The 25,937-nt window shown below is 72.0% G+C and carries 19 protein-coding genes and 1 tRNA gene; 6 read left to right on the top strand and 14 right to left on the bottom strand.

Annotated features, from left to right (window positions below; all coding sequences use genetic code 11):
• Positions 1–61 precede the first annotated feature (61 nt).
• The 3 genes from NQ707_RS05765 to NQ707_RS05775 form a co-directional block, all read right to left on the bottom strand.
• Positions 62–1,561, bottom strand: a complete 1,500-nt coding sequence (locus NQ707_RS05765; RefSeq protein WP_129357656.1) for an MFS transporter — start codon at positions 1,559–1,561, stop codon at positions 62–64.
• Positions 1,562–1,634: 73 nt separating this feature from the next.
• Positions 1,635–2,375: an SDR family oxidoreductase gene (locus NQ707_RS05770; protein ID WP_404435043.1), complete on the bottom strand. Its 741-nt coding sequence runs from the start codon at positions 2,373–2,375 to the stop codon at positions 1,635–1,637.
• A gap of 198 nt (positions 2,376–2,573) precedes the next feature.
• Entirely contained in the window at positions 2,574–2,891 is a 318-nt protein-coding gene (locus NQ707_RS05775; RefSeq protein ID WP_058730576.1) for a DUF2316 family protein, read from the bottom strand.
• A gap of 291 nt (positions 2,892–3,182) precedes the next feature.
• Here NQ707_RS05775 and NQ707_RS05780 point away from each other — a divergent pair, with 291 nt between their 5' ends.
• On the top strand, positions 3,183–4,895 hold the full coding sequence (locus tag NQ707_RS05780; protein WP_100464824.1) for a helicase HerA-like domain-containing protein: 1,713 nt from the start codon (positions 3,183–3,185) through the stop codon (positions 4,893–4,895).
• Between the two features lie 225 nt (positions 4,896–5,120).
• On the opposite strand, the gene NQ707_RS05785 is transcribed toward NQ707_RS05780, so the two are convergent.
• The 4 genes from NQ707_RS05785 to NQ707_RS05800 form a co-directional block, all read right to left on the bottom strand.
• Positions 5,121–6,764, bottom strand: a complete 1,644-nt coding sequence (locus NQ707_RS05785) for a long-chain-fatty-acid--CoA ligase (RefSeq protein WP_404435044.1) — start codon at positions 6,762–6,764, stop codon at positions 5,121–5,123.
• Between the two features lie 174 nt (positions 6,765–6,938).
• On the bottom strand, positions 6,939–7,391 hold the full coding sequence (locus tag NQ707_RS05790; protein WP_404435045.1) for a hypothetical protein: 453 nt from the start codon (positions 7,389–7,391) through the stop codon (positions 6,939–6,941).
• Positions 7,392–7,887: 496 nt separating this feature from the next.
• A complete protein-coding gene (locus NQ707_RS05795) occupies positions 7,888–8,460 on the bottom strand; it encodes a DUF6318 family protein (RefSeq protein ID WP_404435046.1) in 573 nt (190 codons plus the stop codon).
• Between the two features lie 251 nt (positions 8,461–8,711).
• On the bottom strand, positions 8,712–9,428 hold the full coding sequence (locus NQ707_RS05800; RefSeq protein WP_058730572.1) for a phosphatase PAP2 family protein: 717 nt from the start codon (positions 9,426–9,428) through the stop codon (positions 8,712–8,714).
• A gap of 223 nt (positions 9,429–9,651) precedes the next feature.
• Between NQ707_RS05800 and NQ707_RS05805 the strand changes: the two genes are divergently transcribed.
• The 4 genes from NQ707_RS05805 to NQ707_RS05820 are packed head-to-tail and all read left to right on the top strand — an operon-like array spanning position 9,652 to position 14,389.
• The gene (locus NQ707_RS05805) at positions 9,652–12,009 is read left to right on the top strand and encodes a 5'-nucleotidase C-terminal domain-containing protein (RefSeq protein WP_404435048.1); all 2,358 of its coding nucleotides are present in this window, start codon (positions 9,652–9,654) and stop codon (positions 12,007–12,009) included.
• 30 nt (positions 12,010–12,039) lie between these two features.
• On the top strand, positions 12,040–13,035 hold the full coding sequence (locus NQ707_RS05810) for an SDR family NAD(P)-dependent oxidoreductase (RefSeq protein ID WP_404435050.1): 996 nt from the start codon (positions 12,040–12,042) through the stop codon (positions 13,033–13,035).
• Between the two features lie 26 nt (positions 13,036–13,061).
• On the top strand, positions 13,062–13,691 hold the full coding sequence (locus NQ707_RS05815) for a TetR/AcrR family transcriptional regulator (protein WP_404435052.1): 630 nt from the start codon (positions 13,062–13,064) through the stop codon (positions 13,689–13,691).
• Between the two features lie 44 nt (positions 13,692–13,735).
• Positions 13,736–14,389 carry an NAD(P)-dependent oxidoreductase gene (locus NQ707_RS05820; RefSeq protein ID WP_058730742.1) on the top strand — a complete coding sequence of 218 codons (654 nt, stop codon included), beginning with the start codon at positions 13,736–13,738 and terminating at the stop codon, positions 14,387–14,389.
• Between the two features lie 58 nt (positions 14,390–14,447).
• On the opposite strand, the gene NQ707_RS05825 is transcribed toward NQ707_RS05820, so the two are convergent.
• Positions 14,448–15,386 carry an NADP-dependent oxidoreductase gene (locus tag NQ707_RS05825; RefSeq protein WP_099049770.1) on the bottom strand — a complete coding sequence of 313 codons (939 nt, stop codon included), beginning with the start codon at positions 15,384–15,386 and terminating at the stop codon, positions 14,448–14,450.
• Positions 15,387–15,489: 103 nt separating this feature from the next.
• Positions 15,490–16,203, bottom strand: a complete 714-nt coding sequence (locus tag NQ707_RS05830; RefSeq protein ID WP_081046101.1) for a VTT domain-containing protein — start codon at positions 16,201–16,203, stop codon at positions 15,490–15,492.
• A 138-nt stretch (positions 16,204–16,341) separates the two neighbouring features.
• Between NQ707_RS05830 and NQ707_RS05835 the strand changes: the two genes are divergently transcribed.
• Positions 16,342–18,513 (top strand): RecQ family ATP-dependent DNA helicase, encoded by a 2,172-nt coding sequence (locus tag NQ707_RS05835; protein WP_404435054.1) that lies wholly within the window; start codon positions 16,342–16,344, stop codon positions 18,511–18,513.
• Positions 18,514–18,526: 13 nt separating this feature from the next.
• On the opposite strand, the gene hrpB is transcribed toward NQ707_RS05835, so the two are convergent.
• From hrpB to NQ707_RS05860, 5 genes are all read right to left on the bottom strand, one after another.
• Positions 18,527–21,274, bottom strand: a complete 2,748-nt coding sequence (hrpB, locus tag NQ707_RS05840; protein ID WP_404435055.1) for an ATP-dependent helicase HrpB — start codon at positions 21,272–21,274, stop codon at positions 18,527–18,529.
• 2 nt (positions 21,275–21,276) lie between these two features.
• Positions 21,277–22,233, bottom strand: coding sequence for an ornithine cyclodeaminase family protein (locus NQ707_RS05845; RefSeq protein ID WP_197939457.1), 957 nt, complete (start codon positions 22,231–22,233; stop codon positions 21,277–21,279).
• Between the two features lie 180 nt (positions 22,234–22,413).
• Positions 22,414–22,501 (bottom strand) — tRNA-Ser (locus NQ707_RS05850).
• A gap of 36 nt (positions 22,502–22,537) precedes the next feature.
• On the bottom strand, positions 22,538–23,212 hold the full coding sequence (locus NQ707_RS05855; RefSeq protein ID WP_404435057.1) for a TetR/AcrR family transcriptional regulator: 675 nt from the start codon (positions 23,210–23,212) through the stop codon (positions 22,538–22,540).
• A 4-nt stretch (positions 23,213–23,216) separates the two neighbouring features.
• Positions 23,217–25,937 (bottom strand): YhgE/Pip family protein, encoded by a 2,721-nt coding sequence (locus NQ707_RS05860; protein WP_404435059.1) that lies wholly within the window; start codon positions 25,935–25,937, stop codon positions 23,217–23,219.

Consider the following 25,937-nt stretch of genomic DNA (forward strand, 5'->3'; position numbering starts at 1 on the left):
ACCGGGGGCCGGTCTTTTCGCGTTCGGGGCGGCGTCGCTCCGGGTCTGGGTCCGCCGCGACTCACCCCTCCGTCAGGGCGCGCCCGCGCTGCTCCGGGAGGGTGAAGGCCGCGGCGGCGGCCACCGCGAAGGCCGCGGCGAAGACCCCGAACAGCAGCACGTGCCCGCCGAGGGCCACCAGCGGCGGCACGATCAGCGGCGCGATGATCGAGGCGATCCGACCGAATCCGGCCGCGGCCCCCGTTCCGGCCCCGCGCACCGTCGTCGGGTACAGCTCCGGGCCGATCGCGTACAGCGCGCCCCAGGCTCCTAGGTTGAAGAAGGACAGCAGGCAGCCGCACACGATGATCGCCGTCTCCGAGGTGGACAGCCCGTAGCCGATCGCCGCCGCCGCGGAGCCCGCCAGGAACACGGCTAGCGTGATCCGGCGTCCCCACCGCTCGATCAGCCACGCCGCCGTGGCGTAGCCGGGCAGCTGGGCCAGCGTGATGATCAGGGTGAAGGTGAAGGACTTGACCAGGGTGAAGCCCTGCGCGTGCAGCAGGGACGGGATCCAGATGAACGCCCCGTAGTACGACAGATTGATGCAGAACCACACGGTCCACAGGGCCGCGGTGCGTCCCCGCAGCTGCGCGGACCAGATTCCGAGGCCGCCGCTCGGCTCGGGGGCGGAGTCCGACGTCGTGCGGGCGGCCGCCGACCCCGAGGGCGACGCCGCGCCGTCGGCCGCACCCGCGCTGGCCCCCGCCGCATCCGCGGCACCGGCGGTCCCGGCTCGGGTCCCGGCGTCGGCCGCACTCGCCGCACCCGCGGCGGCCCGACCCGTGGTCTCGGCCGCACCCGCGCCGTCGGCCGCACCCGCGGCACCGGTCTTCCCGGAGTGCTCCGCGGCCTCCTCGAAGGAGCGGACCACCCTCTCGGCCTCCTCGTGCCGCCCCCGGGATTCCAGGAAGCGCACGGATTCCGGCAGCCCCAGGCGCACGATCAGTGCGTAGACCGCGGGCAGGCACCCCAGGGCCAGGGCCCACCGCCAGCCCTCCGGGGAGGCGCCCACCACGAAGGCGCCGATGCAGGCCGCGGCCAGCCAGCCCACCGCCCAGAAGGCCTCCAGCAGCACGACCATCCGGCCGCGGATCCGCCGCGGGGCGAACTCGGAGACCAGGGTCGAGGCCACCGGCAGCTCCGCGCCCAGGCCCAGCCCGACCAGGAAGCGCAGCGCCATGAGCATCGCCAGACCGGTGGACAGCGCGGAGGCGCCGGTGGCCAGCCCGTAGACGAGCAGGGTGGTCGCGAAGATCTGGCGGCGCCCGAAGCGGTCGGCGAGCAGCCCGCCCAGGGTGGCGCCCAGGGCCATCCCGATGAAGCCGATGGAACCCAGCCAGGAAGCCTCGGTGGGGGTCAGGCCCCACTGGGCAGTCAGCGCGGCCATGATGAAGGAGATCAGGCCGACGTCCATCGCGTCCAGGGCCCAGCCGATGCCGGAGCCGGTGAGCAGGCGGGTGTGCTTGCGGGTCAGGGGCAGCTCGTCGAGCCGCTCGGTGCGGGTGCGCGTGGTGGTCATGGCCCAGGACACTACCCGCGAGACGGCCGGAAAGCGAGGTTATTGTCAATATGACTCTAAGCGTCTCTGGCGATCATCCTTCCAGCCACTGCGCGAGCCCCGGCCCCAGGATGCGGGCGTCGGACGGCGCGTGCAGGGTGCCGTCGCCCAGCCCCGGAAGGACCGGATCCTCGGCGTGCACGGGCCGCCGGTCTCCGCGGGCCCGCAGCGTGCGCTCCGTGAGCTCGGGCAGGCGCATCCGATCCGGGCCGGCCAGAGTGACCATGCCGGCGCCGTGCTGGCCCTGGGCCGCCTCCACCAGGAAGCTGGCGACGGAGGCGGCGGCCAGCGGCTGGATCGCCCAGTCCTGCGCTCGCACCCGGTCCTGCTCCTCGGTGACCGCCGCGGGATTCATGCCGAACTCGAACCACTGGGCGCTGCGCACGATCAGGTGCTCCACCGGGGACCGGCCCACCAGCTCCTCCTGGGCGGCGCGGGCGGCGTAGCAGGGGAACTGCTGCAGCCCCTCGTCCTGCACGCCGTTGATGGAGAGCATGACCAGACGCCGGACGCCGGCGGCCTGGGCGGCCTCGAGCAGGTGGCCTGCGGCGCGCAGGATCGGGCCGGTGGGGTTCTCATGGTCGGGCGGGGCGACCTGGGAGACGTCGATGACGGCCGTGACTCCCTCCAGGGCCGCGGCCAGCCCCTCTCCGGTGAGCAGGTCGATGCCGTGGGCGCGGTCCAGGGAGACCGTGTCCAGCCCGGCCTGGGCGGCGTCGCGCAGGACGAGGGTTCCGATGGCGCCGGACGCGCCGGCGACGGCGATGCGAGTCATGGGGGCTCCGTTCTTGCGGGAGTGGGCGCGGGTGGTTAAGAAGAACGGCCCCGGTCCGTATCGGACCGGGGCCGTTCCCCATCAATCACTCGCACCTTTGAGGTAGTTCCTACCGTACGGATCGATGCTGAGGTTTCCCTGAGTTCCCTCTGCGTGTTGACCAGGTGTTTCGCAGGGGGTGTGGGCCTGCGGCGCGGCCTACTCGGGGCTGGCCTGCGGCGTCGGCGGGACCTCGTGCAGGCCGAACCAGCGCTGCGCGTCGGTGCGGGCCTGCTCGGTGAGCACGGTGAAGGGCCGCGGCTCGCGGGACTGGCCTTCGAGGGTCTGCAGGATGAAGTCGCGCACCAGCCAGACGTCGGCCGGGTCGGCCTCGGGGGAGACGTCCAGGATCCGCTCCAGCTGGCTGGGGGTGAGGTCGAGGGTGTCCAGGACCTCGGTCTCGGACAGGTCGGACAGGAGCAGGTTGGCGCGCAGCTCCTCGCTGGTGGTCCTGCGCTCTTCGGCGTTCAGGGACAAGGGATGCCTCCGGCGGTGGATGGGTCGATGCCCTCAAGATACCAAGCCCGCGCGCGGGCGCAGAGGGCGGGGACTCGCGGCGTCACCCCTTCCCGGGCGGTGGAACGTCGGTCAGGGAAGGTCGTCTGGGCAAAGAACGGCCCCGGTCCGCATCGGACCGGGGCCGTTCCCCATCAATCACTCGCACCTTTGAGGTGCTCTCCACTGTAGGGACGCATCCTGGGATGCACCTGTGGCGATGCTGCGCATCCACCGGACGTTCCGGGGCCGACGCCGGGTACTGTGGGCCCCATGACACACGAGGAACAGCTGGCCCAGATCAGCAGCGGCTACCGATTCGACGGCCCCACCCTGCGCCTCGGCGCGGCGATGAGCGAGGGCCAGCCGCACCCGGAGGCCGTCGTCGGCCTGCCTCTGTCCATGATGAACCGGCACGGTCTGATCGCCGGGGCCACCGGCACCGGCAAGACCAAGACCCTGCAGCTGATGGCCGAGCAGCTCTCCGACGCCGGAGTCCCGGTGTTCCTCGCGGACGTCAAGGGGGACCTCTCCGGTCTGGCCGCCCCCGGCCAGCCCAACGAGAAGCTCTCCGCGCGCACGGCCGCCCTGGGTCAGGAGTGGACGGCGTCGTCCTTCCCCACCGAGTTCTGCTCCCTCGGCGGGGACGGGAAGGGCGTGCCCATCCGCGCGACCATCCAGTCCTTCGGGCCCCTCCTGCTCTCCCGGGTCATGGACCTGAACGCCACCCAGGAGTCCAGCCTGCAGCTGATCTTCCACTGGGCGGACCAGCAGGGCCTGGAGCTGTACAACCTCGAGGACCTGCGCGCCGTCATCCAGCACCTGACCAGCGCCGAGGGCAAGGAGGCCCTGGCGCAGCTGGGCGGGCTGTCCAAGGCCACCGCCGGGGTGATCCTGCGCGAGATCGTGGGGCTGGAAGCCGAGGGCATGGACCAGTTCTTCGGGGAGCCGGAGTTCGACGCCGCCGAGTTCCTGCGCACCGCCGAGGACGGGCGCGGGGTCATCTCCGTGCTGGAGCTGTCCACGCTGCAGTCCAAGCCGCAGCTGTTCTCCACCTTCCTCATGTGGCTGCTCGCGGACCTCTTCCAGGACCTGCCCGAGGTCGGGGACGCGGACAAGCCCAAGCTGGTGTTCTTCCTCGACGAGGCGCACCTGCTGTTCACCGGTGCCTCCAAGGCCTTCAAGGAGTCCATCACCCAGACCGTGCGGCTGATCCGCTCCAAGGGCGTGGGCATCTTCTTCATCACCCAGACCCCCAAGGACCTGCCGTCCGAGGTACTGGGGCAGCTGGCCAACCGGGTGCAGCACGCGCTGCGCGCCTTCACCCCGGAGGATCAGAAGGCCCTGACCGCGACCGTGAAGACCTTCCCGAAGTCCGGGTACGACCTGGAGCAGGTGCTCACCTCCGCCGGGATCGGAGAGGCCGTGGTGACCGTGATGACCGAGACCGGGGCGCCCTCCCCGGTGGCGTGGACCCGGATGTTCGCGCCGCGCTCGCTGATGGGCCCGGCCCCGGAGGCCGTCGACGCCGTCGTGGCCGCGTCCCCGCTGATGCCGAAGTACGCGACCGTCGTGGACTCCTACTCCGCCTTCGAGAAGCTCAGCGGGCAGGCGGGGCCCGGCGGTGCTGCTGGGGGCGGGGGTGGTGCCGGTGGGGATGAGGCCGCCGGGGCCGGGGCCGGGTCCGTCGGGGCTGGTGCTTCCGGGGCTGGTGCCTCCGGCGCGACGGGCGCGGACGGTTCCGGGGCGGCGTCGTCGGCGCAGGAGCGCAAGGAGGCCGAGCGCGCGGCGCGGGAGCAGGCCAAGGAGGAGGAGCGGCGTCGCAAGGAGGAGGAGCGCGAGCGGCAGAAGCGCAACGACGCGATGATGCGCGTGGGCACCAACGTGGCCTCCCAGATCGGCCGGGAGCTGGTGCGCGGCATCTTCGGCACCAGCCGCTCCCGCTCCCGCAAGGGCCGCGGCGGCTTCGGCGGCCTGTTCGGCTGAGTCCGGGGGTCTGATCGCTGGCCCCCGACCCCGTGGTCACGCTGGGTGCAGGAAGTCGCGCACGGTTCGCGTCATCCTGCACCCAGAGTGACCTGTGCGGGTGGTGCTGCCGGGTTCCGGCGTCGTCGTGGGCCGTTGTGTGCAGCGTGGACCGGATGATCCGGCTCGCGGTGCACGATCCGGTCCCGGTCCGCTCCGGGGGGCGGCCGACGACGGCGCGGGGCGTCAGGACGCGGCGTACTGCTCCCGCATGAGCTTCTTGTTGAGCTTGCCCACCGACGTCTTGGGCAGCTCCTCCACCAGGATCACCCGATCCGGCAGCTGCCAGTCCGCGAAGCGCCCGCGCAGGGTCTGCAGCACGGCGTCCTCGGTGAGCTCGGCCCCCGGCTTGGCGACGACGTAGGCCACCGGGCGCTCCTGCCAGCGCGGGTGCGGCACCCCGATCACCGCGGCCTCCGCGACTCGGGCGTTGTCCAGGATCGCGTTCTCCAGGTCGATCGAGGAGATCCACTCCCCGCCGGATTTGATGACGTCCTTGAGACGATCCGTGAGCTTCAGGTACCCGTCCGGTCGCATCACCCCGACGTCGCCGGAGCGCCACCACCCGTCGCGGAAGCTCTCCCCGGCATCGGGCCGGTCGTGGTAGTCCACCGTGACCCAGGGGCCGCGGACCAGCAGCTCGCCGCTGGTGGCGCCGTCGGCCGGCAGCTCGTTGCCGTCCAGGTCCGCGATCTTGATCTCCAGGCCGAGCGCGGGCAGGCCCTGGCAGCGCTTGATGTCCCAGCGCTGCTCCTCGTCCAGATCCTCCATGCCCGGCTTGAGCCGGTAGTTGTAGGTGACGACGGGGGAGGTCTCCGAGGCGCCGTAGGCGTGCACGACGTCTGCGCCGGTCAGCTCCTTGTACCTCTTCATCATCGCCAGCGGCGGCTCCGTGGCGCCGCAGACCAGCCGCACCCGGGACAGGTCCGGCGCCTGATCCAGGCCGCGGATGTGCTCCAGCACGGGTCCGAAGATCGCCGGGGCACCGTTGGCCACCGTGACCTCCTCCTGCACCATCGCGTCCGCGAGGAAGCCCAGCTCGTCCAGGCCGTAGCGTCCCGGGAGCACGACCTTCGCTCCCGCCGCGACCGAGGCCTGCGGGAAGCCCCAGGACATCACGTGGAACATGGGCGTCACCGGCATGACGCAGTCCTCCGGGCCCACCTGCAGCGCCGAGATCAGGGCCAGGCTGTGCAGGTACATGGCGCGGTGGGAGTAGAAGATGCCCTTCGGGCGGCCCGTGGTGCCGGTGGTGTACCCGGCGTAGGCCGCGGAGTGCTCATCGATCAGCTCCCACGGGTATTGGTCGGCGGAATCGTCCATCTCCGCCATGAGGTCCTCGAGGAACACCGCGCGGGGGAGGGTGGTGCTGACCTCGGAGCCGGGACGGTCGCTGAGGATGATCCACCCGCGGACGTTCTCGGCGTCGGCGTGCTGCTCCGCGAGGGGCAGCAGGGACTCGTCCACGCAGATCCAGGAGGCCCCGGAGTGGTCGATGACGTAGCGCAGGTCCTGGGCGGCCAAGCGCAGGTTCAGCTGCAGCATCACCGCGGCCAGACCGGGCACGGCGAAGTACAGCTCGAAGTGGCGGCGGGAGTTCCAGTCCATGACGCCGACGACGTCGCCGGGCCCGATCCCCAGACCGCTCAGCGCGTGCGCCATGCGGGCCAGGCGCCGCCATTCCTCGCGGTAGGTGGAGCGGTGCCAGGCGCCGTCGTTGCCGCGGTGCACCACCTCCCGGTCCGGGAAGTTCCGGGCCGCATGCCGGATCAGGGTGGTGATGTTCAGCGGGTAGTCCTCGCCGGTGGTGGCCTGCATGCCCTTGAGCATCGTCGCTCCTTCTTCTCCTGGGACCAGGTGCCGACGCCGCGGGGAGCGGCACGGTGGAGTCGAGGTTACCGCATCCGGAGTGAGCCATGCCATACCGATGGTTCGGGCTGTGAGGCCGGGCGAGCGGAGGGTGGCGGAAAGCGGAGTGAGGTCCGCCCGTGGGGTGTCCGGGTCTCAGCAGCCCCAGGCGCGGGGGTTCGCGGAGCAGCCGTCCTTCACCCACCCGGACTTCGTCCGCCACACGCTCACCGTCTGCGGTTGGGATGGGAGGGTCGCGGTACCCTCGACCGGCTGCCACTGCCCGTCCCCCACCTGGTACTCCCCGCGGAACTCGGTGGAGATGACGATGGCGTAGTCCCCGGTCTCCCGGTACTGGTGGGAGGTGGAGGTGGGGGTGTCCCAGCTGTTCTCCGGCAGGGCCCGACCGGGGTCGGTGGTGGGTCCGGTGGTGGTGCCGTCGCCGTAGTCGAAGGTGTAGGAGACCGGGGTGGCCCGCACCCGCACCGACTGCCCCAACAGGGTGACCTCCAGTTCCTGGGGCCGGCTGTCGACGTAGATGTTGGTGTGGTAGTTCTTCAGCGTGTTGGGGCCGGGCTGGATGCTCACGGTTCCCGGCTGGATGGGCATCTTCTTCAGATCTTCGGCGGTGACGGTCGGGGTCGGCGGTGCGGTGACTCGTTGGGCGGCATCTTCGGGGGACTGGGACCCGGGGGCGGCGCAGTATTGACTTCCTGTCTGCTCCCATTCCCCGCCTGATTTCAGTCGACGGTACACATAATGGACAACGCCCTTGTCCTCGCCATCGATAGTGCATGCTTGATTGAGCGAGCAATAGTCGTCTGCCTCTGCTGCTGTCCCTGGGAGTGGGCACCCATAGTGGGCATAGTATTCGTACGGGTCGTCAACCACGGCCGCACGCTGACGGCCGCCGCTCTCTGTGGCTCCGCTCCCTCCAGGGCTGGCGGGTTCCGTGGGTTTCCCGCCGGGAGTCGTCCCCTGACGTCCCACGACGACTTCGTTGCCACGAAAATTACCCCAGGATTTCGGTTTCCCCTCCTGCGATATTGCGGGTGTCAGGTGGGCAGAGATCAGGATCAATGCTGCGGCACATGCCCATGTGTATCTAGTTGTCACCGTAGTCAACATTCTGAATGTCTCCGATGCTGTTGAACCACCATCTGCCGTCGATGTAGTCCAGATGGAGGGTTTGCGGCTGGCCATTGTAAGTATGACCGGAGATGTCATCGACCTTCCCCGCACTGTTCCACAGAACTCCATCCGCCCGAGACTGGTAGACGATCAGGTTGTATCCATCATTCACGCGACCCCATTCCCCATCATATTCCACGCGATATGAGGGGAGGCCGTCGGTGACCCATTGGCCATCGTCGTATAACCTGGTCAACCCCTCGAGAAGATCCTTGTATTGGGGGTTTCTTGGGCTGACGGCATCCGCCGCGTACTGCTTGTCTCCGGTCTGGACCAGGTACTGCATCGAGTCCTGCCAGTACTGCATGAAGGCCTTGGCGCCGTCGAAGGTCTCCTCCTTGGCGGCTTCCGGCAGGGTCGGCACCGGCACGTTGCGGGCCGGGTGCTCCGGGGTCGCCTTCTCGTACCCGGTGGAGGACGCCGACGCCGAGGACGAAGCACTGGCCGAGGCGCTGGCCGATGCCCGCGGGTCCGCGGTGCCGACCACCTCACCGCTGCTCTCACCCCCGCAACCGGACAACAGGAGGGCGCCGGCCAGGACCAGGGGCGCCAGGGATGATGCGGGACGGTGCGAACGGGCCACGGGAGCCTCCGGGTGCTCGAGGGTCAGACGGTGATCATGCGAGGTGAATCACTCAGGTCCCCCGAGACTAGCCCATCCCGCACCCGGCCCGGAAGGTTTTCCACACCCCGGACCGCCCACCCCACCGACCCGGCGCATCCGTTCCCGGTCGAGGGCTATTCGGGAACGGGAGCGCCGTCTCGCGCAGGGCGCGCCCGGCCTCGCCGTCGCGAGGGTCCCGGGGCCGCCGCACCCCGCGGCAGAGCCGCGTCGGTCAGCATCACCGCGCCGAGCAGCGCCACCGCGATCCCCAGGGAGGCGCACACATCCGTGAGCCAGTGATACCCCAGGTAGATCCGGGAGGCCGCGACCGTGCCCGAGGCCAGCGCTGCCATCGCAAAGGCCAGGAGACGCGGGCCCCGCGCCCGCCCACGGGTCAGCAGCCACGCCAGCACCAGGGCGGCCGTGGCGAACAGGCAGGTGTGCCCGCTGGGGAAGGAGAAGCTGCGGTCCGCGCCGTCCACCATGAAGGCCGCCGGCGGCCGGGTCCGGGCCACCAGGACCTTCAGCGCCGTGACCGAGACGCTGGCCAGCACCACGGCCCCGGCGAACAGGAGGGGGTCCCGGCGGCGGGTCCTGAAGAACCAGGGGATCGCGGCGAGCACCGCGAGGATCGGGATCACCTCCGGCGTCGCTGCCCACGTCACCGCGGTGGCCGCCTCGTCCAGGATCCGATGCTGGTCGGCGGCCGCCAGGCGCTGGAGAGGGTGATCGAACAGCGCCAGATGCTCGCCCTCGACCTCCCAGTCCCAGATCCGCCAGGTGCCCACCGCACCCAGCGCCAGCAGCATCGTCCCCACGACGACGTCGCGCCGTCTGCTCCCCTGTGCCATGTGCTCGCTCCTCGCCGGGCCTCCTCGCGGCGGCAGGCTGCGGCAGCACGGGATCGGTCCAACGGCACAGGATAGGAGGCGGCGCTGGACCCCGGCTGGAACCATCCGGGGAGAAGCCCGGATCCCCGCGTTGTCCACAGCACCTGCGGAGGTGTTCACCCGCGGTTCACCCGCTCTGGGTACAGTTGCGCACATCACTCGCATCGTCTTCCCGGGGGAACCCATGACCATCCGCCATCTGCGCTCGGGGGCCGGGGCCGCCGTCGCCGCCCTGCTCGTCCTGCTGCCCGCAGCGCCCGCCGCCTACGCCGTCGAGGACGCCGGGACCACCGAGCTCACCCTGTTCAACATCAACGACTTCCACGGCCGCATCACCCCGGAGATCGGGATGGGCCTGGCCGCCACCCTGCAGCAGCAGCGCGCCGCACACCCCAACAGCCTGTTCCTCTCCGCGGGGGACAACGTCTCCGCGAGCCTTTTCGTCTCCTCCGTCCAGGACGACGAGCCGACCCTGGACTACCTCAACGCCCTCGGTCTGCAGGCCAGCGCCGCCGGCAACCACGAATTCGACAAGGGCCTGGCGGACCTCACCGGGCGCATCTCCGAGCACGCGGACTTACCGATCCTCGGCGCCAACGTCGTCGACCCCGCCACCGGGGATCCCGTGCTCAAGCCCTACACCATCCTCCAGACCGACGGCGGCGTGAGCGTCGCCGTCATCGGCTCCGTCACCGCCGAGACGCCCCAGCTGGTGGACCCCTCCGCGCTGGGCGGCATGGAGTTCACCGATCCCGTGGCCGCCACCAACCGCTACGCCGAGCAGCTCAGCGACGGCGACCCCGACAACGGCGAAGCCGACGTCATCGTCGCCGAATACCACGAAGGGGTGCGCACGGACGATCCCCAGGGCCGCATCGTCACCCAGACCAGCCCCGCCGTGGACGTCATCTTCACCGGTCACACCCACGAGGAGTACGTGCTGCCGCCCGGCGGCCAGACCGGACCCGGGCAGCGCCCCGTCCTGCAGACCGGCAACTACGGGGACAACCTCGGCGCCGTCACCCTCACCCTGGACGCCCGGCACGAGGTGCGCGGCGCCCGCGCCGAGCTGATCGCCAACCCCAAGAAGATCCCGGACGCCCAGACCATCTCCGCGGACCCCGTCCTGCAGCAGGCGCAGCGCGTGCTCACCGACGCGAAGGAGTACGCCGATCGCATCGGCAGCCGGAAGCTCGCCGATCTCGCCGCCCCCGTGACCACCGGCTGGGACCCGGACAAAGCCGAGGCCAAGGGCGGCTTCGACCAGCGCGACCGGGAATCGACCATGGGCCATCTCGTCGCGGACATGTACCTGCACGCGGCGAACGGCACGGGGCGCACGCCCGCGGACCTGGCCATCGTCAACCCCGGGGGTCTGCGCGATGAGTTCCCGGCGGGTCTGCGCAGCGACCCCTCCACCACCGCGGATCAGATCACGGTGGCCGACGCCGTCTCCGTGCTGCCCTTCGCCAACAACCTCTGGACCACGCAGCTGACCGGCGCCCAGCTGCGCCAGGTGCTCGAGGAGCAGTGGCAGCAGGACAACGCCGGATCCATGGCCACCCGCCCGTACCTGCAGCTGGGGCTGTCCTCCAACGTCACCTACACCTACACCGGCGAGCCCGGTGCCGCCGGCTACGCGACCCGCGGCGACAACATCGACGAGGTGCGCATCGACGGGAAGCCCCTGGAGGAGGGGCGCACCTACACCGTGGCCCTGCCCTCCTTCCTGCTCGGCGGCGGGGATAACTTCTCCACCCTCGCCCAGGGGACGAACACCAAGGACACCGCCGTCGTGGACTCCGACGCCTTCCAGGACTACCTGCGCGAGCTCGGGGTCGTGACGCCGCGACCGGAGAAGCAGGCCGTCCGGGTGTCCGAGAAGCCGGAGGCATATGACCTCTCCGGCATGTACACGGTGTGGGTCTCCGACCTCGCCGTCGCCTCCCCCGGGATCCCGACTCCCGAGCGGCTGAGCGTGCGCATCGGCGGGCGCGACGCCGGTGAGGTTTCCGTGCGAGACGGCGCCGCGGAGGTCTCCGTGCCGCTGTCCGGGCTGGGCCTGGACGCCGGGACGCACGAGGTCGAGCTGACCGAGCCGACCACCGGCACGCACGTGGTGATGAACGCCGACTTCACCGGAGCCGGGGCCGAGCCGACGCCGGAGTCGAGCCCTGCTCCGACGAGTGAGCCGACGCCGGCCCCGACGGGCGCGCCGACCAGCGCGCCGGGCCCTGTCCCGACGGGCGAACCGGTCCCCACCGCCGCTCCGACGACCACGGCGGGGCCGGATCTCCCCGCACCGGGACCCTCCGCCTCTGACGGCCGGGCCGGGATCGGAGGGGGTGGGAGCGATGACCTGCCCTCCGGCGGCGCCCTGAGCGTGGAGCCGAACGGGGTCGCGGCCGACTCCGCCGAGACGGGGCCGGGTGGGCTGGCGAGGACCGGCGCCCAGGATCCGGTGCGGATGGTCCTGGCCGGTCTGCTCGTGCTCGGTACTGGTGCGGCCCTGGTGCTGATCCGTCCCCGACGCACCCGCTGAGCGGACTCACGGGGGCCTAGACTCGGCGCCATGACGGCGAACCAGCGCAGACCCCTCTCCCCGCAGACCGGATCGGCGGGCCCGGCGGAGGAGCGCCCCGAGTCCTCCGGAGATCCGAACGGCGGGACCCCGCATCACGGGAGTCAGCATCCCGGCAGCCCGCATCACGGGAACCCGGGTGATCGGCGGGGACCGCTCGCCGTCGTCACCGGGGCCTCCCGCGGCATCGGTCGGCTCGTGGCCGAGGGGCTGCTGGACGCCGGGTTCCGCGTCGTCGTCACCGCCCGCTCCGAGGACAGCCTGGAGCCGCTGCTCACCCGCGGGGCCGTGCCGGTGGTCCTGGACCTGGCGGATGAGGAGTCGATCCGCCGCGCCGCACAGAGCATCCGCGAGCTCGGCCCCGGCCCCCACCTGATGGTGCACAACGCCGGGTACGGGCAGCAGGGCGCCCTCGAAGAGGTCGACGACGACGTCGCGACCCGCCAGCTGCGCACCAACGTGCTCGGCCCGATGTCCCTGACGCGGGCGCTGCTCCCCGGGATGCGCCGGGCCGCCGACACCCGGCCCACCGACGTCGACCGCCAGCCGCGGATCCTGCTGGTGACCTCCGTGGCCGCGGATCTGCACCAGCCGATGAGCGGGTGGTACTGCGCCTCCAAGGCGGCGCTGGCCTCGCTGGCGGACACGCTGCGCCTGGAGCTGCGCGGCAGCGGCATCGACGTGGTGGAGATCCGGCCCGGCCCGGTGGGCACCGGGTGGCAGCGCCGCGAGGCGCAGGAGCTGCGGGAGGCGGCGCGCGGCGGCCGCTACGAGGCGCTGGCCGAGAGGGTCGCGGACCGGGCCGAGCGCCGCGCCCCGCGGGGTCTGGATCCCGAGCGGGCGGCCCGGCGGATCGTTCAGGCCGCCACCGCCGCTCATCCGCGGGCCCGGTACTCCCTGGGGCGCGGCGTCGGCGCGGCCCGCCTGATCGCGGCGGCCGCACCGCCGCGACTGAAGGATGCGGTCCTGTCCCGGTACTTCCGCTGACCCCCGAACGGCCTTATATTAGACACATGTCCAATAAGCCGTCGCGGACGCGACTGAGCTCCGAAGGCCGGCGCGCGCAGCTGCTGCGCGTGGCCACCCGGCTGCTGGCCGAGGGCGGCGTCGGGAACCTCTCCATGAGTGCGGTGGCCCAGGAGGCCGGGATCGGCCGGGCCCTGCTCTACCACTACTTTCCCGGCAAGGAGGCGCTGGTCGAGGCGGTGTTGGCCGAGGAGTCCCGGCGTCTGCTCCAGGCCACCGAACCCGCCGTCGGACTCAGCCCTCGTGAGGCGGCCCGACGCGCGTTGGACGCCTATTTCCAGGCCTTCGACGCCAGCTCCGGAGGCATCCGGGAGCTGTACGCCCCCACCGCGGACACCGTCGCCGGAGTGTACGTGATCACCGCAGCCAACCATGACGTCCAGCTGCGGCGCATCATCGAGCTCACCGGCGTCCCGGACACCGCGGAAACCCGTGTGCTGATCGGAGGGTGGCTGGCGTTGGTCGAGCACCTGGCGACGACGCGCGGGCACGCTCCCGGAGCCGATCGAGGCGAGCTGATCGAGCGCTGTCTCGCCGCCCTGGAGGCCGTGCTGGACCGCCCCCTGCCCCAGAGATCGTCCCTCCCCCCGACGTCAGAGCCCGGACCGCGGGTCTGAGACCGCACCAACCCCACAACCCCCATCCCCTGAGGTGAACTCCCATGAACATCCTGCTGTTCGGCGCCACCGGAAACGTCGGCTCCCGCATCCTCACCCGTGCCCTCGACGCCGGGCACCGCGTCACCGCCTACGTGCGCCGTCCGGAGGCCCTCACCCAGCACCAGGGGCTGACGGTCGTCGGCGGCCAGCTCGACGACGTCGAGGCCATGACCGGGGCGGCCCGCGGCGCCGACGCGGTGATCATCGCGGTGACCGGCCCGATGAAGGACCGCACCTTCATGCAGCGCAGCCTCCCGTCCATCCTCGAGGCCGTGCGGGCCGCCGGAGCCGGCCGGGTGGTGCTCACGTCGGTGTTCGGCGCCGGAGACACCGCGCAGAAGGCTTCGTGGTTCGCCCGCGGGATCTACCGCACCGCGTTGCGCGGATTCCTGGCGGACAAGGAGGCCGCGGACCGGCTGCTGATCGACTCGGGGTTGGAGCACACCATCGTCTACCCCGTGAACCTCAAGGACGCCCCGGTCCGGGAGGAGGCCGCCGTCGAGCCTCTCGAGACGGTGGCCTCTGTGCCGGGACTGCCCACCCTGCCCTTCGACGCCGCCGCGGCCGCCCTGCTGCGGGTGGCCCAGGATCCGGACACCGCCGGTCGGCGTCTGCTGATCACCACCCGGAAGGGCTGGAAGCCGGCCCGGGACTGAGGCCGCGTCAGCCCGGGGGCCCGTCCGCGGGCCGGCCCCCGGGGCCGGACCGCGGGGCTCAGGAGACGCGCAGCACGATCTTCCCCGCCGTGTGGCCCTCGCGGCTGGCGGCGAAGGCCTCGGGCAGCCGGTCCAGCGGGAAGGTGTCCGCCACGCGCACGGTCAGCGCGCCGTCCTCGGCCAGGCGGGCCAGCTCGGCCAGCCCCTCGGCATCGGGGTGGACCCACAGCCACTGCCCGCCGTGCTCCAGCACCTCCGGGTCGGCGATCGAGGCGTGGGCGCCGCCCTCGGCCAGCACCGCGGTGGTGGTCTCCACGACACCGCCGACGAAGTCCGCGACGATCTGCACCCCGTCCGGGGCGAGCTCGCGCACCCGCTGGGCGAGGCCCTCCCCGTACTCCACCGGCTCGGCCCCGAGCTCACGCAGCCAGGCGTGGTTGCGCTGCGAAGCCGTGCCGATCACCCGGGCGCCGTAGGCCGCGGCGATCTGCACGCCCATCGAGCCGACGCCGCCGGAGGCCCCGTGGATCAGGACGGTCGTGCCGCGGTTCTCCTGCGGATCGCGGGAGAGCCCCAGACGGGTCAGCACCTGCAGCGCGGTCAGGCCCGCCAGCGGCAGACCCCCGGCCTGGTCCCAGTCCAGCGCGGCGGGCTTGCGGGCGAGGGCCCGGGCGGGGACGGTGGTGTATTCGGCGAAGGTGCCGTGGTGGATCCAGTCCCGCCGGTTGTAGGCGATGACCTCATCGCCCTCGGACAGACCGGGGGTGTCGATGCCGGTCGCGGCGACGACGCCGGCGACGTCCCACCCCGGCACCACCGGGAACTCCGTGTGCATCAGGGAGGACAGGCCGCCGGACATGATCTTCCAGTCCACCGGGTTGATCCCCGCGGTGCGGACCCGGACCAGGACTTCGCCCGGCCCGACCTCCGGGAGGGGACGCTCCTGCAGCTGCAGGACGGCGTCGTCGCCGAAGGAGGAGTAGGTCTGCGCGCTCATGCTCTGCTGTTGGGTCATGGGCAGTGCAACCGAGTGCGGCCGGTCCGCATTCCGGCCGTCTCCCGGCCGTGTCGCGACGGTGGCCTGCGGCGGTGCCGCCGGTTCAGGACTCCGGGTTCAGCGGCTGTCCGTGCTCCTCCTGATAGGCGGCCAGCCGCACCTTGGCCTTGCGGTTCTCCCGCCAGATCTCCAGGCCCACGGGGATCACGGAGACCAGCACGATGACGATGACGATGAGGTCTACGTGCTCGCGGATGAAGGTCACGTTGCCCAGCCACACGCCGGCGAAGGTCAGCAGCAGCACCCACAGCAGGGCGCCGGTGATGTTCCACTTGGCGAAGTCCCGGTAGCGGTAGTGGGCCATGCCCGCGGTGAGCGGGACGAAGGTGCGCACGATCGGCACGAAGCGGGCCAGCACCAGCGCCTTGCCGCCGTAGCGGGCGAAGAACGCGCTGGCCTTGTCCAGGTTCTCGTAGTTGAGGATGCGCCCGGTGGGGGAGAAGAGCCTGCGCCCGAACCACCGTCCCAGCATGTACCCCACCTGGTCCCCGAGCACCGCGGCGGCGGCCACGGTCAGCAGCAGCACGGCCAGGTTCAGCCCGAGCTGCTGGTGCAGCAATCCGGTGGTGAACAGCAGCGAATCTCCGGGCAGGAAGGGGAAGAGCACGCCGGATTCGATGAAGATCATCAGGGCGACGACGCCGAGCACCCACGGGCCGGCATCGGCCAGCAGCTGCTCCAGGTCCACCCCGAACAGGCCGAGGGGTGCCGTGGGCAGGGCCGCGACGTGGGCGGCGAGATCCAGCAGAGGTGTCATGGGTCCGTTTCCGGTGGTCGGTCGGGGTCACCCCATGGTACGCGCCCGGCGCTGTGGCGCGGCTGAGAATCACCGGCCGTATCCACAGGAGCCCGGCGGGGGCTTCGCCGTGTCAGTCGCCGGTGCCACCATGGGGTCATGGACACCCACGACGCCGCCCGGCCCAGCCTCGATCCCGCCCAGCCCGATCCCGACGCCGCCCTGCGCGAACGGGCCCTGATGGCCCTGCGGGCACTGACCGGCAACCCGTCTGCTGACTTCCATCCGGGCCAGTTCGAGGCGATCCGCGCGCTGGTCGCGGACCGCGCCCGGGCCCTGGTGGTCCAGCGCACCGGGTGGGGCAAATCCGCGGTGTACTTCCTCTCCGCGCTGCTGCTGCGCCAGGAGGGCGGGGGGCCGGCGCTGATCATCTCCCCGCTGCTGGCGCTGATGCGGGACCAGGTGGCCGCCGCGGAGCGGGCGGGGGTGCGCGCGGCCGCCGTGAACTCCGCGAACGCCACCGAGTGGGCGCAGATCCAGGAGCGGGTGCGGGCGGGAGAGCTGGACGTGCTGCTGGTCAGCCCGGAGCGGCTGAACAACCCCCGGTTCCGCGAGGAGTGGATGCCGCAGCTGATGCGCACCTGCTCCCTGCTGGTGGTGGATGAAGCCCACTGCATCTCGGACTGGGGCCATGACTTCCGTCCGGACTACCGGCGCATCCGGGACCTCATCCGCGCCCTGCCCGCCGGGGTGCCGGTGCTGGCCACCACGGCGACCGCCAACCGCCGAGTGGTCGCGGACATCGAGGAGCAGCTGGGGGTGGGTCAGGAGGTGTTCACCCTGCGCGGCCCCCTGGCCCGGGATTCCCTGCGCCTGGGGGTGCTGAGCCTGCCGGACAACGCCGCCCGGATCGCGTGGCTGCTGGCGCACCTGGGGGATCTGCCGGGCAGCGGCATCGTCTACGCCCTGACCGTCTCCGCCGCGGAGGACACCGCCCGCATCCTCGCCGAGGCGGGGCACGAGGTGCTGGCCTACACCGGCCGCACGGACGCGCAGGATCGGGAGCAGGCGGAGTCCGCCCTGAAGGAGAATCGGGTCAAGGCGCTGGTGGCTACCTCCGCGCTGGGGATGGGCTTCGACAAGCCGGACCTGGGCTTCGTCGTGCATCTGGGCGCGCCGAGCTCTCCCGTGGCCTACTACCAGCAGGTGGGGCGTGCGGGGCGCGCCACGGACAGCGCGGACGTGCTCCTGCTGCCCGGGAAGGAGGACCGGGAGATCTGGCGGTACTTCGCCACCGCCTCGATGCCCACCGAGGAGAATGCCCAGCGCATCCTGGGGGCCCTGGGCCGGGCCGGGGATCCGATGTCCGTGGCTGCTCTGGAGGCCGCGGTGGACGTCAAGCGCTCATCGCTGGAGCTGCTGCTGAAGGTGCTGGCCGTGGACGGGGCGGTGGAGAAGGTCTCCGGGGGCTGGGCCGGCACCGGGGCGCCCTGGACCTATGATTCCGCCCGGTACGAGCGGATCGCGCAGGCCCGGCGGGCCGAGCAGGACGCGATGCTGGAGTACGAGGCCGGGCGGATGTGCCGCATGCAGTTCCTCGCCGCCCAGCTGGATGATCCCGACGCCGCCCCGTGCGGCCGGTGCGACGTGTGCGCCGGACCCTGGTACCCCATCGGGGCGGATGAGGAGGCCGTGCGTCGGGCCAAGCACGGCCTGGTGCGGGTGGGGGTGCCGATCGAGGCGCGCTCGCAGTGGCCCAGCGGCATGGCGACCCTGGGCCTGGAGGTCAGGGGCAGGATCCCGGAGCAGGAGCGGGCCGAGCGCGGACGGGCCCTGGCTCGCCTGACCGATCTGGGGTGGGGCAACCGGCTGCGGGAGCTGTTCTCCGCCGACGACGCAGGACACCCCGTGGACCGAGAGGTCCCGTCGGATGTGGGCCGGGCCTGCGTGGGCGTGCTGGCCGAGTGGGACTGGGCCGCCCGACCCGCGGGGGTGGTCGCGGTGCCCTCGGTCTCCCGGCCGCGGCTGGTGGACTCCCTGGCCCGGGGCCTGGCTGCGGCAGGGCGTCTGCCGTATCTGGGGGCCCTGGAGCTGGATGGGGCGGTTCCGCCGGGACCGCGCGGCGGGAACAGCGCCTACAGCCTGGCGGGGGTGTGGGGGCGCTTCGGCGTCGGCCCGGAGCTGGCGGCGCGACTGGCCGAGGTGGAGGGCCCGGTGCTGCTGGTGGATGACCTCGTGGACACCCGCTGGACCCTCACCGTGGCCGCCCGGCAGCTGCGGTTGGCCGGGGCGCCGGCGGTGCTGCCCTTCGCCCTGGCGATGCGCGGGTAGCCGGGGCGGGCCGTCAGCCGCCCTCGGCCAGGCGGCGGTTGGTCTTGGCGGTCGGCACCGCGTTCCACGGGTCCTCCGGCCACGGGTGCTTGCGGTACTTCGCCCGGTTCTCCGCCCGCACCTGGGGGTAGGCGTTCTCCCAGAAGGACCGCAGGTCCGCCGTGACCGCCAGGGGTCGACGGGCCGGGGAGAGCAGGTGCAGGAGCACCGGCACCCTGCCGTCCACCACGCGCGGGCCCTCGGCCCAGCCGAAGCATTCCTGTAATTTCACGGCCAGCACGGGCGGAGCGGGGTGGGCCCCGGGCTGTCCGTCGTGCTCCTCCGGGGCCGGGTAGGTCAGACGGATCGCCGCCCCGGAGGGCACCCGGATCCGCTCCGGCACCAGCTCCTCCAGCCGGGAGGCCTGGGGCCACGGGAGCAGCCGACGCAGCGCCGACACCGCATCCACCCGGGCGGCGGGCGTTCCCTCGGCGATCTGCTCCAGCTCCGGACCCAGCCAATCCTCTGCCGTCTGCGCCAGGTCGGCCGGCAGCATCGAGGGCCAGGGCTCCCCGAGCACCCGGTGCAGCAGCCCCAGTCGGGACCGGAGGGCCTCGAAGCCCTCACCGGGACGCAGCACCCGCATCAGCCCCTCCCGGGCCAGGGACTCGGCGACGGCGCGGCGCCCCATCTGCCGGGTCGGGCGCACCGGGGTGGCGGACAGCTCGATGCCTCCGAGCCGGGTCACCTCCCGCGCCGTGACCCTCCCGGCAGCGAAGCTCCCCGTCCGCTCCGTGACCAGCAGGGAGCCGGCGGCCAGCTCGGCGGTCTCCCGGTCGATGTCCGCGGCCGAGCGGATCAGGGCCCGTTCGCCGATCAGCTGCACCTCGGCCACGGCCAGCCATTCCTGCCCGGCCCAGGCGGTCTCGCGCGGCAGCTCGGCGGCGGTGCCCGAGGCCATCAGATACTCCCGCTCCGTGCCGGGACGAAGGCGGGCGATCCGCTGCGGGAAGGACAGGGCGGTGACCAGCCCGGCCGCGGCGGCATCCGCCGCGTCGGATGGCCCAGAGGAGTCCTCACCGGGCCCGTCTCCGTGGTCGTCGTCGTGCCCTTCGGAGAGCAGCAGCTCCAGCCTGCGGGCTTCCCGCAGCCAGGTCCGGTCCCGGTCCCGACGCAGCCTGCGGATCAGGGCGGTCAGGTCCGTCCCGGGGGCGCGCTGGTCGCCGGCCAGCGCGGCCACGACCTCCGCGGCGGCCCGGGAGCCGACCAAGGCGGCGCCGTCGAACAGACCCCGGGCCAGGTGCGGATCAGCCGGCACCTCGGCCAGGCGCCGACCCAGGGCGGTGGCCTCCCCGGCCTCATCCAGCGCTCCCAGAGCCGCGAGCTCGCGGTGGGCCAGGGCGCGGGTCCGCTGCGGAAGGGGATCCGGCAGCGCCAGACCCACCCCGTCCGGAGTCCCCCAGCAGGCCAGGTCCAGGACGGCCCCGGTCAGCTCGGCCGTGGCGATCTCCGGCGGGGTGTCCGCGGGCCGCGCCGCATATTCCGCTGCGGACATGCAGCGGATGGCGACGCCCGGGGCCTCGCGGGCCGCGCGCCCGGCTCGCTGGGTCATCGCGGCCTTGGACGCGCCCACCGTGACCAGCCCGCTCATGCCGCGCACGGTATCCACGCGGGCCTGCCGGTCCAGTCCCGCGTCCACCACCTGCCGCACCCCGGGTACGGTCAGGGCGGATTCGGCCAGGTTCGTCGCCAGGATGATGCGGCCCGTCCCGCCCGAGGCCGGGTCCAGGATGCGGTCCTGCTCGGCGGCGGGGGTGGAGCCGGTGAGGGTGAGCACCGGGGTCGGCAGATCCCGCAGCCGGCTCGCGACCCGCTCGATCTCCCGCGCCCCGGGCAGGAAGACCAGGGTGTCGCCCACGGAACCCGCCTCCCCGGCGGAGTCTGATACCCGGGACCCGACCCCGCGGGAGGCTCCGCTCGCGGAGCCGGCCGGAGCGGTTTGGTGATGTTCGCGCACCACCGAGGCCACGTGGGCGAGGAAGGCCTCGGCGACGCCGCGGGTGTCCTGCGCCGGCCCCGCGGCGGGAGCCCAGCGCTCCTCCAGCGGGTGGATCGCGGCATCCACCGAGGCGATCGGGGCCGGAGCATCGGCCCGGCTGTCGGAACCGGGAGCGCCCAGCAGCCGGGCCCACCGAGGGGCGTCGAGAGTCGCGGACATGAGCAGCAGCCCCAGATCCTCACGCAGCTGCACCAGCTGCTGCAGCATCGCGAAGGCGAGGTCCGAGTCCAGATGCCGCTCGTGCACCTCGTCCAGGATCACCGTGTCCACCCCGGTCAGCTCCGGGTCCGCAAGCAGCCGGCGCAGCAGCACCCCGGTGGTCGCGAACTCCACTCGCACATCCGGGCCCATGACGCGTTCGCCGCGCACGGTGTGCCCCACCAGCTGTCCCGGCCGGGTGCCGCTCAACGCCGCCAGGCGGCGCGCGGCCGATCGGGCGGCGATGCGTCGCGGCTGGGTGACCACCACCCGGCCGGGCCGATCCGCCAGGCCGGCCAGCAGGTTCGCGACGAGGGGCGGCACCAGCGTGGTCTTGCCCGTGCCGGGCGGGGCCTCGACGACGCCGCGCAGCCGCCCCGTCCTCGAGAGCCACCCGCGGATCTGGGGTGCCAGCGCCAGGGCGGGCAGGTCCGCACCGATCCGCCGGAGGTCGAAGGGGCCCGCATCGGCAGTTCCCGCGTCGTCGGGCCCGGGGCCCGCCCGGTGAGGGGAGGGATGGGCCACGCTCAGCCCCGTCCGGGCAGGTTCTCGTACAGGGCGCGCGCGGTCACGAGGTCCTGCCACCCCATGCCCACGGTCTTGAACAGGGCGGGCCCCGGAGCGTCGGGGGCGTCCTGCGGCCCCGGGGCGCACACCAGCTCGCGCAGCGGCCGCAGCCGCTCGGCGCTGAGGATCCCGGAGGCCGTCCCCTGCACGATTTCCCCGGCCTCGCGCAGCGCGGTCTCCGGGTCCTCCACGTACACGCGGGCCCGGGCCAGCAGGGCGTCATCCACCTCCCGGGCGTCGGGGGTGTGGGAGCCCATCGCGACGACCACCGCCCGCTCATCCACGACGGAGCCGTCGAACAGGGGATCCGCCGAGGCGGTGCAGCAGGCGATGATCGGGGCTCCGGCGGTGTCGTCGGCGTGGGCCACGTGCACCCGATACCCGTCTCGGCGCAGCCTCTCCACGGCCGCGCGGGTGCGGGCGAGGTCCCGCCCCACCAGGCCGACGCGGGAGATCTGGCGGATCGCGGCGATGGCGTGGACGTGCTGCAGCGCCTGGGGGCCGGTGCCGAAGACGATCAGCTCACGCGCCTCGCCGTCGGCCAGCAGGTCCACCCCCAGGGCGGAGACGGCGGGGGTGCGCACCGCGGTCAGGGCGGTGCCGTCGATCATGGCCAGGGGTGAGAGGGTCTCGGCGTCGTGCAGCAGGTAGCCGCCCTGGATGGTGGGCAGCTCGCGGTCGGCGTTGTCCGGGCACAGAGTGAGGATCTTGATGCCGGCGTAGCCGCCGACCTCGCTGGGCATCATCAGGAACCGGCCGCGGCTCAGGGGCGCAGTACACCGCTGGAGATCCTCGGCCGGGTCCAGCCCGTCCAGGAGGGACTGGCGCAGGGCGTCGACGGCGGCGCGCATCGGCAGGTGGGCGGTGACCTGGTCGGCGCCGACGTGGCGGATCAAGGCGGAGGGCTGCGCGGGCACGGGACATCCCTTTCCGGGGCGCGGAACGGCCGGTGCCTGAGCGCCCCGATCGACGGTGCTGGCCTGCCCCGAGTGTACCCAGGCCCGTCCCCACGATCCGGGAGCGCGCCGTCGCCCCGGGGTATGCGAAAGACCCCCGCCTCCCCGGAGATGCCGGGGAGCAGGGGCCTTCGCTCGGCGCGGTGACGGAGGGATTTGAACCCTCGGTACGGGGTTGCCGTACACGACATTTCGAGTGTCGCACCTTCGGCCGCTCGGACACGTCACCAACGTCAAAGCACTGTACCGGGTGGCCGGTGCCCGCTCAACTCTCCGACAGGGGGCTCTGGATGTACCCGTCCACCAGGGTCATCGCGGCGCGGGCGGCCTCCTGGGTGGTGCGTCGGGTCCGGCTCAGCTCCCGGTCCATCGCGAGCATGAACGTGGTGCCGAACAGCCCCACGGCCAGGGTGTGCGGATCCGGGTGCTCGTTCACCCGGTAGGTGCGGGACAGGTCCGTGATCAGCTCGGTGACCCGCTCCAGCAGCAGGGTCCGCTGATCCCCGATGACCTCGGAGAGGGACCCGGAGGGGCGCCAGATCTCGGCGATGGCCAGCCGGGCGAAGCCGCCGTGCTCCTCCAGGAACCGCAGCGCCGCGATGATGCCGCGGCGCAGCCGCTCCCGCGGATCCTCGACGCCGACCTGTGCGTCCTCGATGGCCTCCAGGACCAGCTGGATGCCGTGGCGCATCAGCCCCTCGACCATCGACTTCTTGGAGCCGAAGTTGTAGTAGACGGTGCCCTTGGAGACCCCGGCGGCGGCCGCGACCTCATCCACCGTGGTCTGGGTGGGGCCCTTCTCACTCATGATGATCATCGCGGCCTCGAAGAGCTTCAGCTGGGTGCGGGAGGTGCGCCCGGGGCGCCGGGCCCCGGGGCGCCGCCCCGACGCGGGCGCGGTGCCGGCGGCGTCGGGGCGGTTCTCGGTGCGAGCGGTCATCGTCCTACGCCTCGATCTCGGGGTGCAGCTTGGACAGGGTCCAGGTTCGGGAGCGGATCGCGCCCAGGAAGCCCAGGGCGATGCCGATCAGCAGGTACCCGACCATCATCCACACGATCGTCCAGACCGAGGACTCATCCACCCCGTAGGCCAGGCGCCGGATCGCGGTGATCGAGTGCCCCATCGGGAAGGCGTCGTGCATCCACAGCAGCGGCTGGGGCAGGGTCTGATACGGCATCAGACCGCCGCCGGTGACCAACTGGAGGATCAGCAGGATCAGCACCAGGAGCTTGCCCGGATTGCCCAGCAGGAAGATCAGGCCCTGCCCGATCGCGCTGAACGTCACCGAGACCAGGAGCATGAACCACAGCACCAGCCAGGGGTGGGCCATCTCGAACCCGAGGGCGAACTTCACGACGGTGAACAGGATCGCGGCCTGCGCCACGGAGACCACGGCGAACGGGATCCAGGAACCCAGCATGATCCGGAAGTTCGAGGTGTTCGACGCCTGCGCCCGCTCATTGGAGGGCCGCACGAACTGACCCGTGATCAGCACGCCGATCCACAGCGCCAGGGACATGAAGAACGGCCCCATGCCCTCGCCGTAGTTGGCGGCCGTGGCCAGCGAGTCGTGGTCGTTGGCCACCGGATCGGACATGACCTTGGCCAGCGAGCTGCGCTGGCTCTCATCCAGGTTGGGCACCTTGTTCGCGCCCTGGCGCAGCCCGTCGGTGAGGTTCTTCGACCCGTCCTCCAGGTCCGAGGAGCCGCTCTGCAGCTGCCCGGCGCCGTCATCCAGCTGGGTCGCGCCGGAGACCGCGTCGTCCGTGCCGGAGGCGAGGGTGTAGGCGCCGTCGCGAGCCTGGGTCTGCCCGTCCAGCAGCTGCTGGGATCCGCTGACCAGCTGGCCGGTGCCGTCGGTGAGCTCACCGGTCGCGGAGTTCAGCTGCTGCGCGCCGTCATCCACCTGGTTCACCCCGGAGACCAGCTGACCGGTCTTGTCGTTCAGGGTCTTGGCGCCGTCGGCCAGCTCGCCGGTCTTCTCATCCAGGGTCGCGATGCCGGACTTCGCCTCCCCGGTCTTCTCGTCCAGGGTCTTGGCGCCGTCGGCCAGCTCGCCGGTCTTCTCGTCCAGGGTCTTGGCGCCGTCGGCCAGCGTTCCCGCGGCGGAATCCGCGGACTTCACTCCCTGGGCGAGCGTGCTGGAGCCGTCCTTCAGCTGGGCGACGCCGCCGGTGAGTTGGTCGATCTGCTGGGCGATCTGGGAGACGCCGTTGGCCGCGCAGGTGGAGCTGCGCAGGGAGGCGAGATCCTTGCCGATGTCCGTGGCCTCGAAGTCGTTCAGGCCCTTCGCGGTGGCGTCGTTGATGCGCTGGTGCGCCTGCTCCCCGCCCAGGGTGCCCACGATCGCGTCGATCTGCTGCTGGGTGAGGTCGATCGTGCCGTCCTTGACCTGCTGCTGCAGGGTCTCGCGCACGATCTTCGCGTTCTCGGACACGACGGCGTTGGACACGTCCGTGCCCAGGCGGCCGGTGGCCTTCTGGTCGTTGAACGAGGACAGGTCCCGGCAGACTCCGGTCAGGTTGTCGCCGACCTGGCTGATCCCGGACTCCTTCAGCTGGGTGTCCAGCTGGCCGATGCCCTGGTCCAGCTGGGTCGCGCCGGTCACGAGCTTGCCGGTGCCGTCCTTGAGCTGGGTGGCCCCGGAGGACAGCTGTGCGGTGCCGTCCTTGAGCTGGGTGGCCCCGGAGGACAGCTGTGCGGTGCCGTCCTTGAGCTGGGTGGCGCCCTGCGCGAGGGTGGCCGTGCCGTCCTTGAGCTGGCTGGAGCCGTCGGCCAGCTGCTGGGTGCCGTCCTTCAGCTGCCCGGCGCCGCTGCGCAGCTGCCCGGTGCCGTCGGCCAGCTGCCCCGTCGCGGAATCCAGCTGCTGGGCCCCGTCATCGAGCTGCTGGGCCCCGTCCAGACCCTGCCGCTGCCCGTCCACCAGCTGGTTCTCGGCGTCGTGCAGCTGGTGCGCGCCGCTGTTGAGCCGCTGGGAGCCGCTGACCAGGTCCGAGGTGCCGCCCTTGAGGCGATCGATGGCGCTGCCCAGCTGCACGGTCCCATCGGTGACCTTCTGGGACCCGTCCCGGGCCTCGACCAGCTGGCCGTGGATGTCGGTGAAGCTGGCCAGCAGCTGGTTGGCGGTCTCGTCGCCGACCTGGCTGGCGACGGTGTCGCGCACCGAGGTGCCCGCCTTCTCCACGATGTTGGTCAGCAGGTAGTTGTTCGCGTCGTTGGTGATGATCTCCAGGCCGGCCTTCTGGGGATCCACCTCGCCCGTCTTGCCGTTCTCATCCGGCTGGAACCGGGAGGTGGACAGCAGCTTCTGGGAGAAGTCCGAGGGGATGACGAGGGCGAAGCCGAGCTCGCCCTTCTCCACCTTGTCCACGGCCTCCTGTCGGGTGCTCACGTCCTGCCAGTCGAAGTTGCCGGCGTCCTTGAGCTCCTTCGCGACGTCCTCGCCGGTGTTCACATGCTTGCCGGACTCGTCGGTGGCGCCGCGATCGGACTGCACGAGGGCGGCCGAGACGTTGTCCACCCGACCGTACGGATTCCAGTTGGAGTACAGGTACACCCCGCCGTACAGCAGGGGCACGAGGGTCACGGCGAGCATGACCAGCTTGGGCAGCACGCCGTGGGAGAAGCGCTTGAGCTCGGTCAGGGCGAGGCGTAAGGACGTCAC

Source organism: Rothia sp. BD8 (assembly GCF_044878465.1).
Taxonomy (GTDB): domain Bacteria; phylum Actinomycetota; class Actinomycetes; order Actinomycetales; family Micrococcaceae; genus Rothia; species Rothia kristinae.

Coding starts and splice junctions, on each gene's coding strand:
- NQ707_RS05765 (WP_129357656.1), bottom strand. CDS start 1,561: ATGACCACCACGCGCACCCGCACCGAGCGGCTCGACGAGCTGCCCCTG.
- NQ707_RS05770 (WP_404435043.1), bottom strand. CDS start 2,375: ATGACTCGCATCGCCGTCGCCGGCGCGTCCGGCGCCATCGGAACCCTC.
- NQ707_RS05780 (WP_100464824.1), top strand. CDS start 3,183: ATGACACACGAGGAACAGCTGGCCCAGATCAGCAGCGGCTACCGATTC.
- NQ707_RS05785 (WP_404435044.1), bottom strand. CDS start 6,764: ATGCTCAAGGGCATGCAGGCCACCACCGGCGAGGACTACCCGCTGAAC.
- NQ707_RS05790 (WP_404435045.1), bottom strand. CDS start 7,391: ATGCCCATCCAGCCGGGAACCGTGAGCATCCAGCCCGGCCCCAACACG.
- NQ707_RS05800 (WP_058730572.1), bottom strand. CDS start 9,428: ATGGCACAGGGGAGCAGACGGCGCGACGTCGTCGTGGGGACGATGCTG.
- NQ707_RS05805 (WP_404435048.1), top strand. CDS start 9,652: ATGACCATCCGCCATCTGCGCTCGGGGGCCGGGGCCGCCGTCGCCGCC.
- NQ707_RS05810 (WP_404435050.1), top strand. CDS start 12,040: ATGACGGCGAACCAGCGCAGACCCCTCTCCCCGCAGACCGGATCGGCG.
- NQ707_RS05815 (WP_404435052.1), top strand. CDS start 13,062: ATGTCCAATAAGCCGTCGCGGACGCGACTGAGCTCCGAAGGCCGGCGC.
- NQ707_RS05820 (WP_058730742.1), top strand. CDS start 13,736: ATGAACATCCTGCTGTTCGGCGCCACCGGAAACGTCGGCTCCCGCATC.
- NQ707_RS05825 (WP_099049770.1), bottom strand. CDS start 15,386: ATGAGCGCGCAGACCTACTCCTCCTTCGGCGACGACGCCGTCCTGCAG.
- NQ707_RS05830 (WP_081046101.1), bottom strand. CDS start 16,203: ATGACACCTCTGCTGGATCTCGCCGCCCACGTCGCGGCCCTGCCCACG.
- NQ707_RS05835 (WP_404435054.1), top strand. CDS start 16,342: ATGGACACCCACGACGCCGCCCGGCCCAGCCTCGATCCCGCCCAGCCC.
- NQ707_RS05855 (WP_404435057.1), bottom strand. CDS start 23,212: ATGACCGCTCGCACCGAGAACCGCCCCGACGCCGCCGGCACCGCGCCC.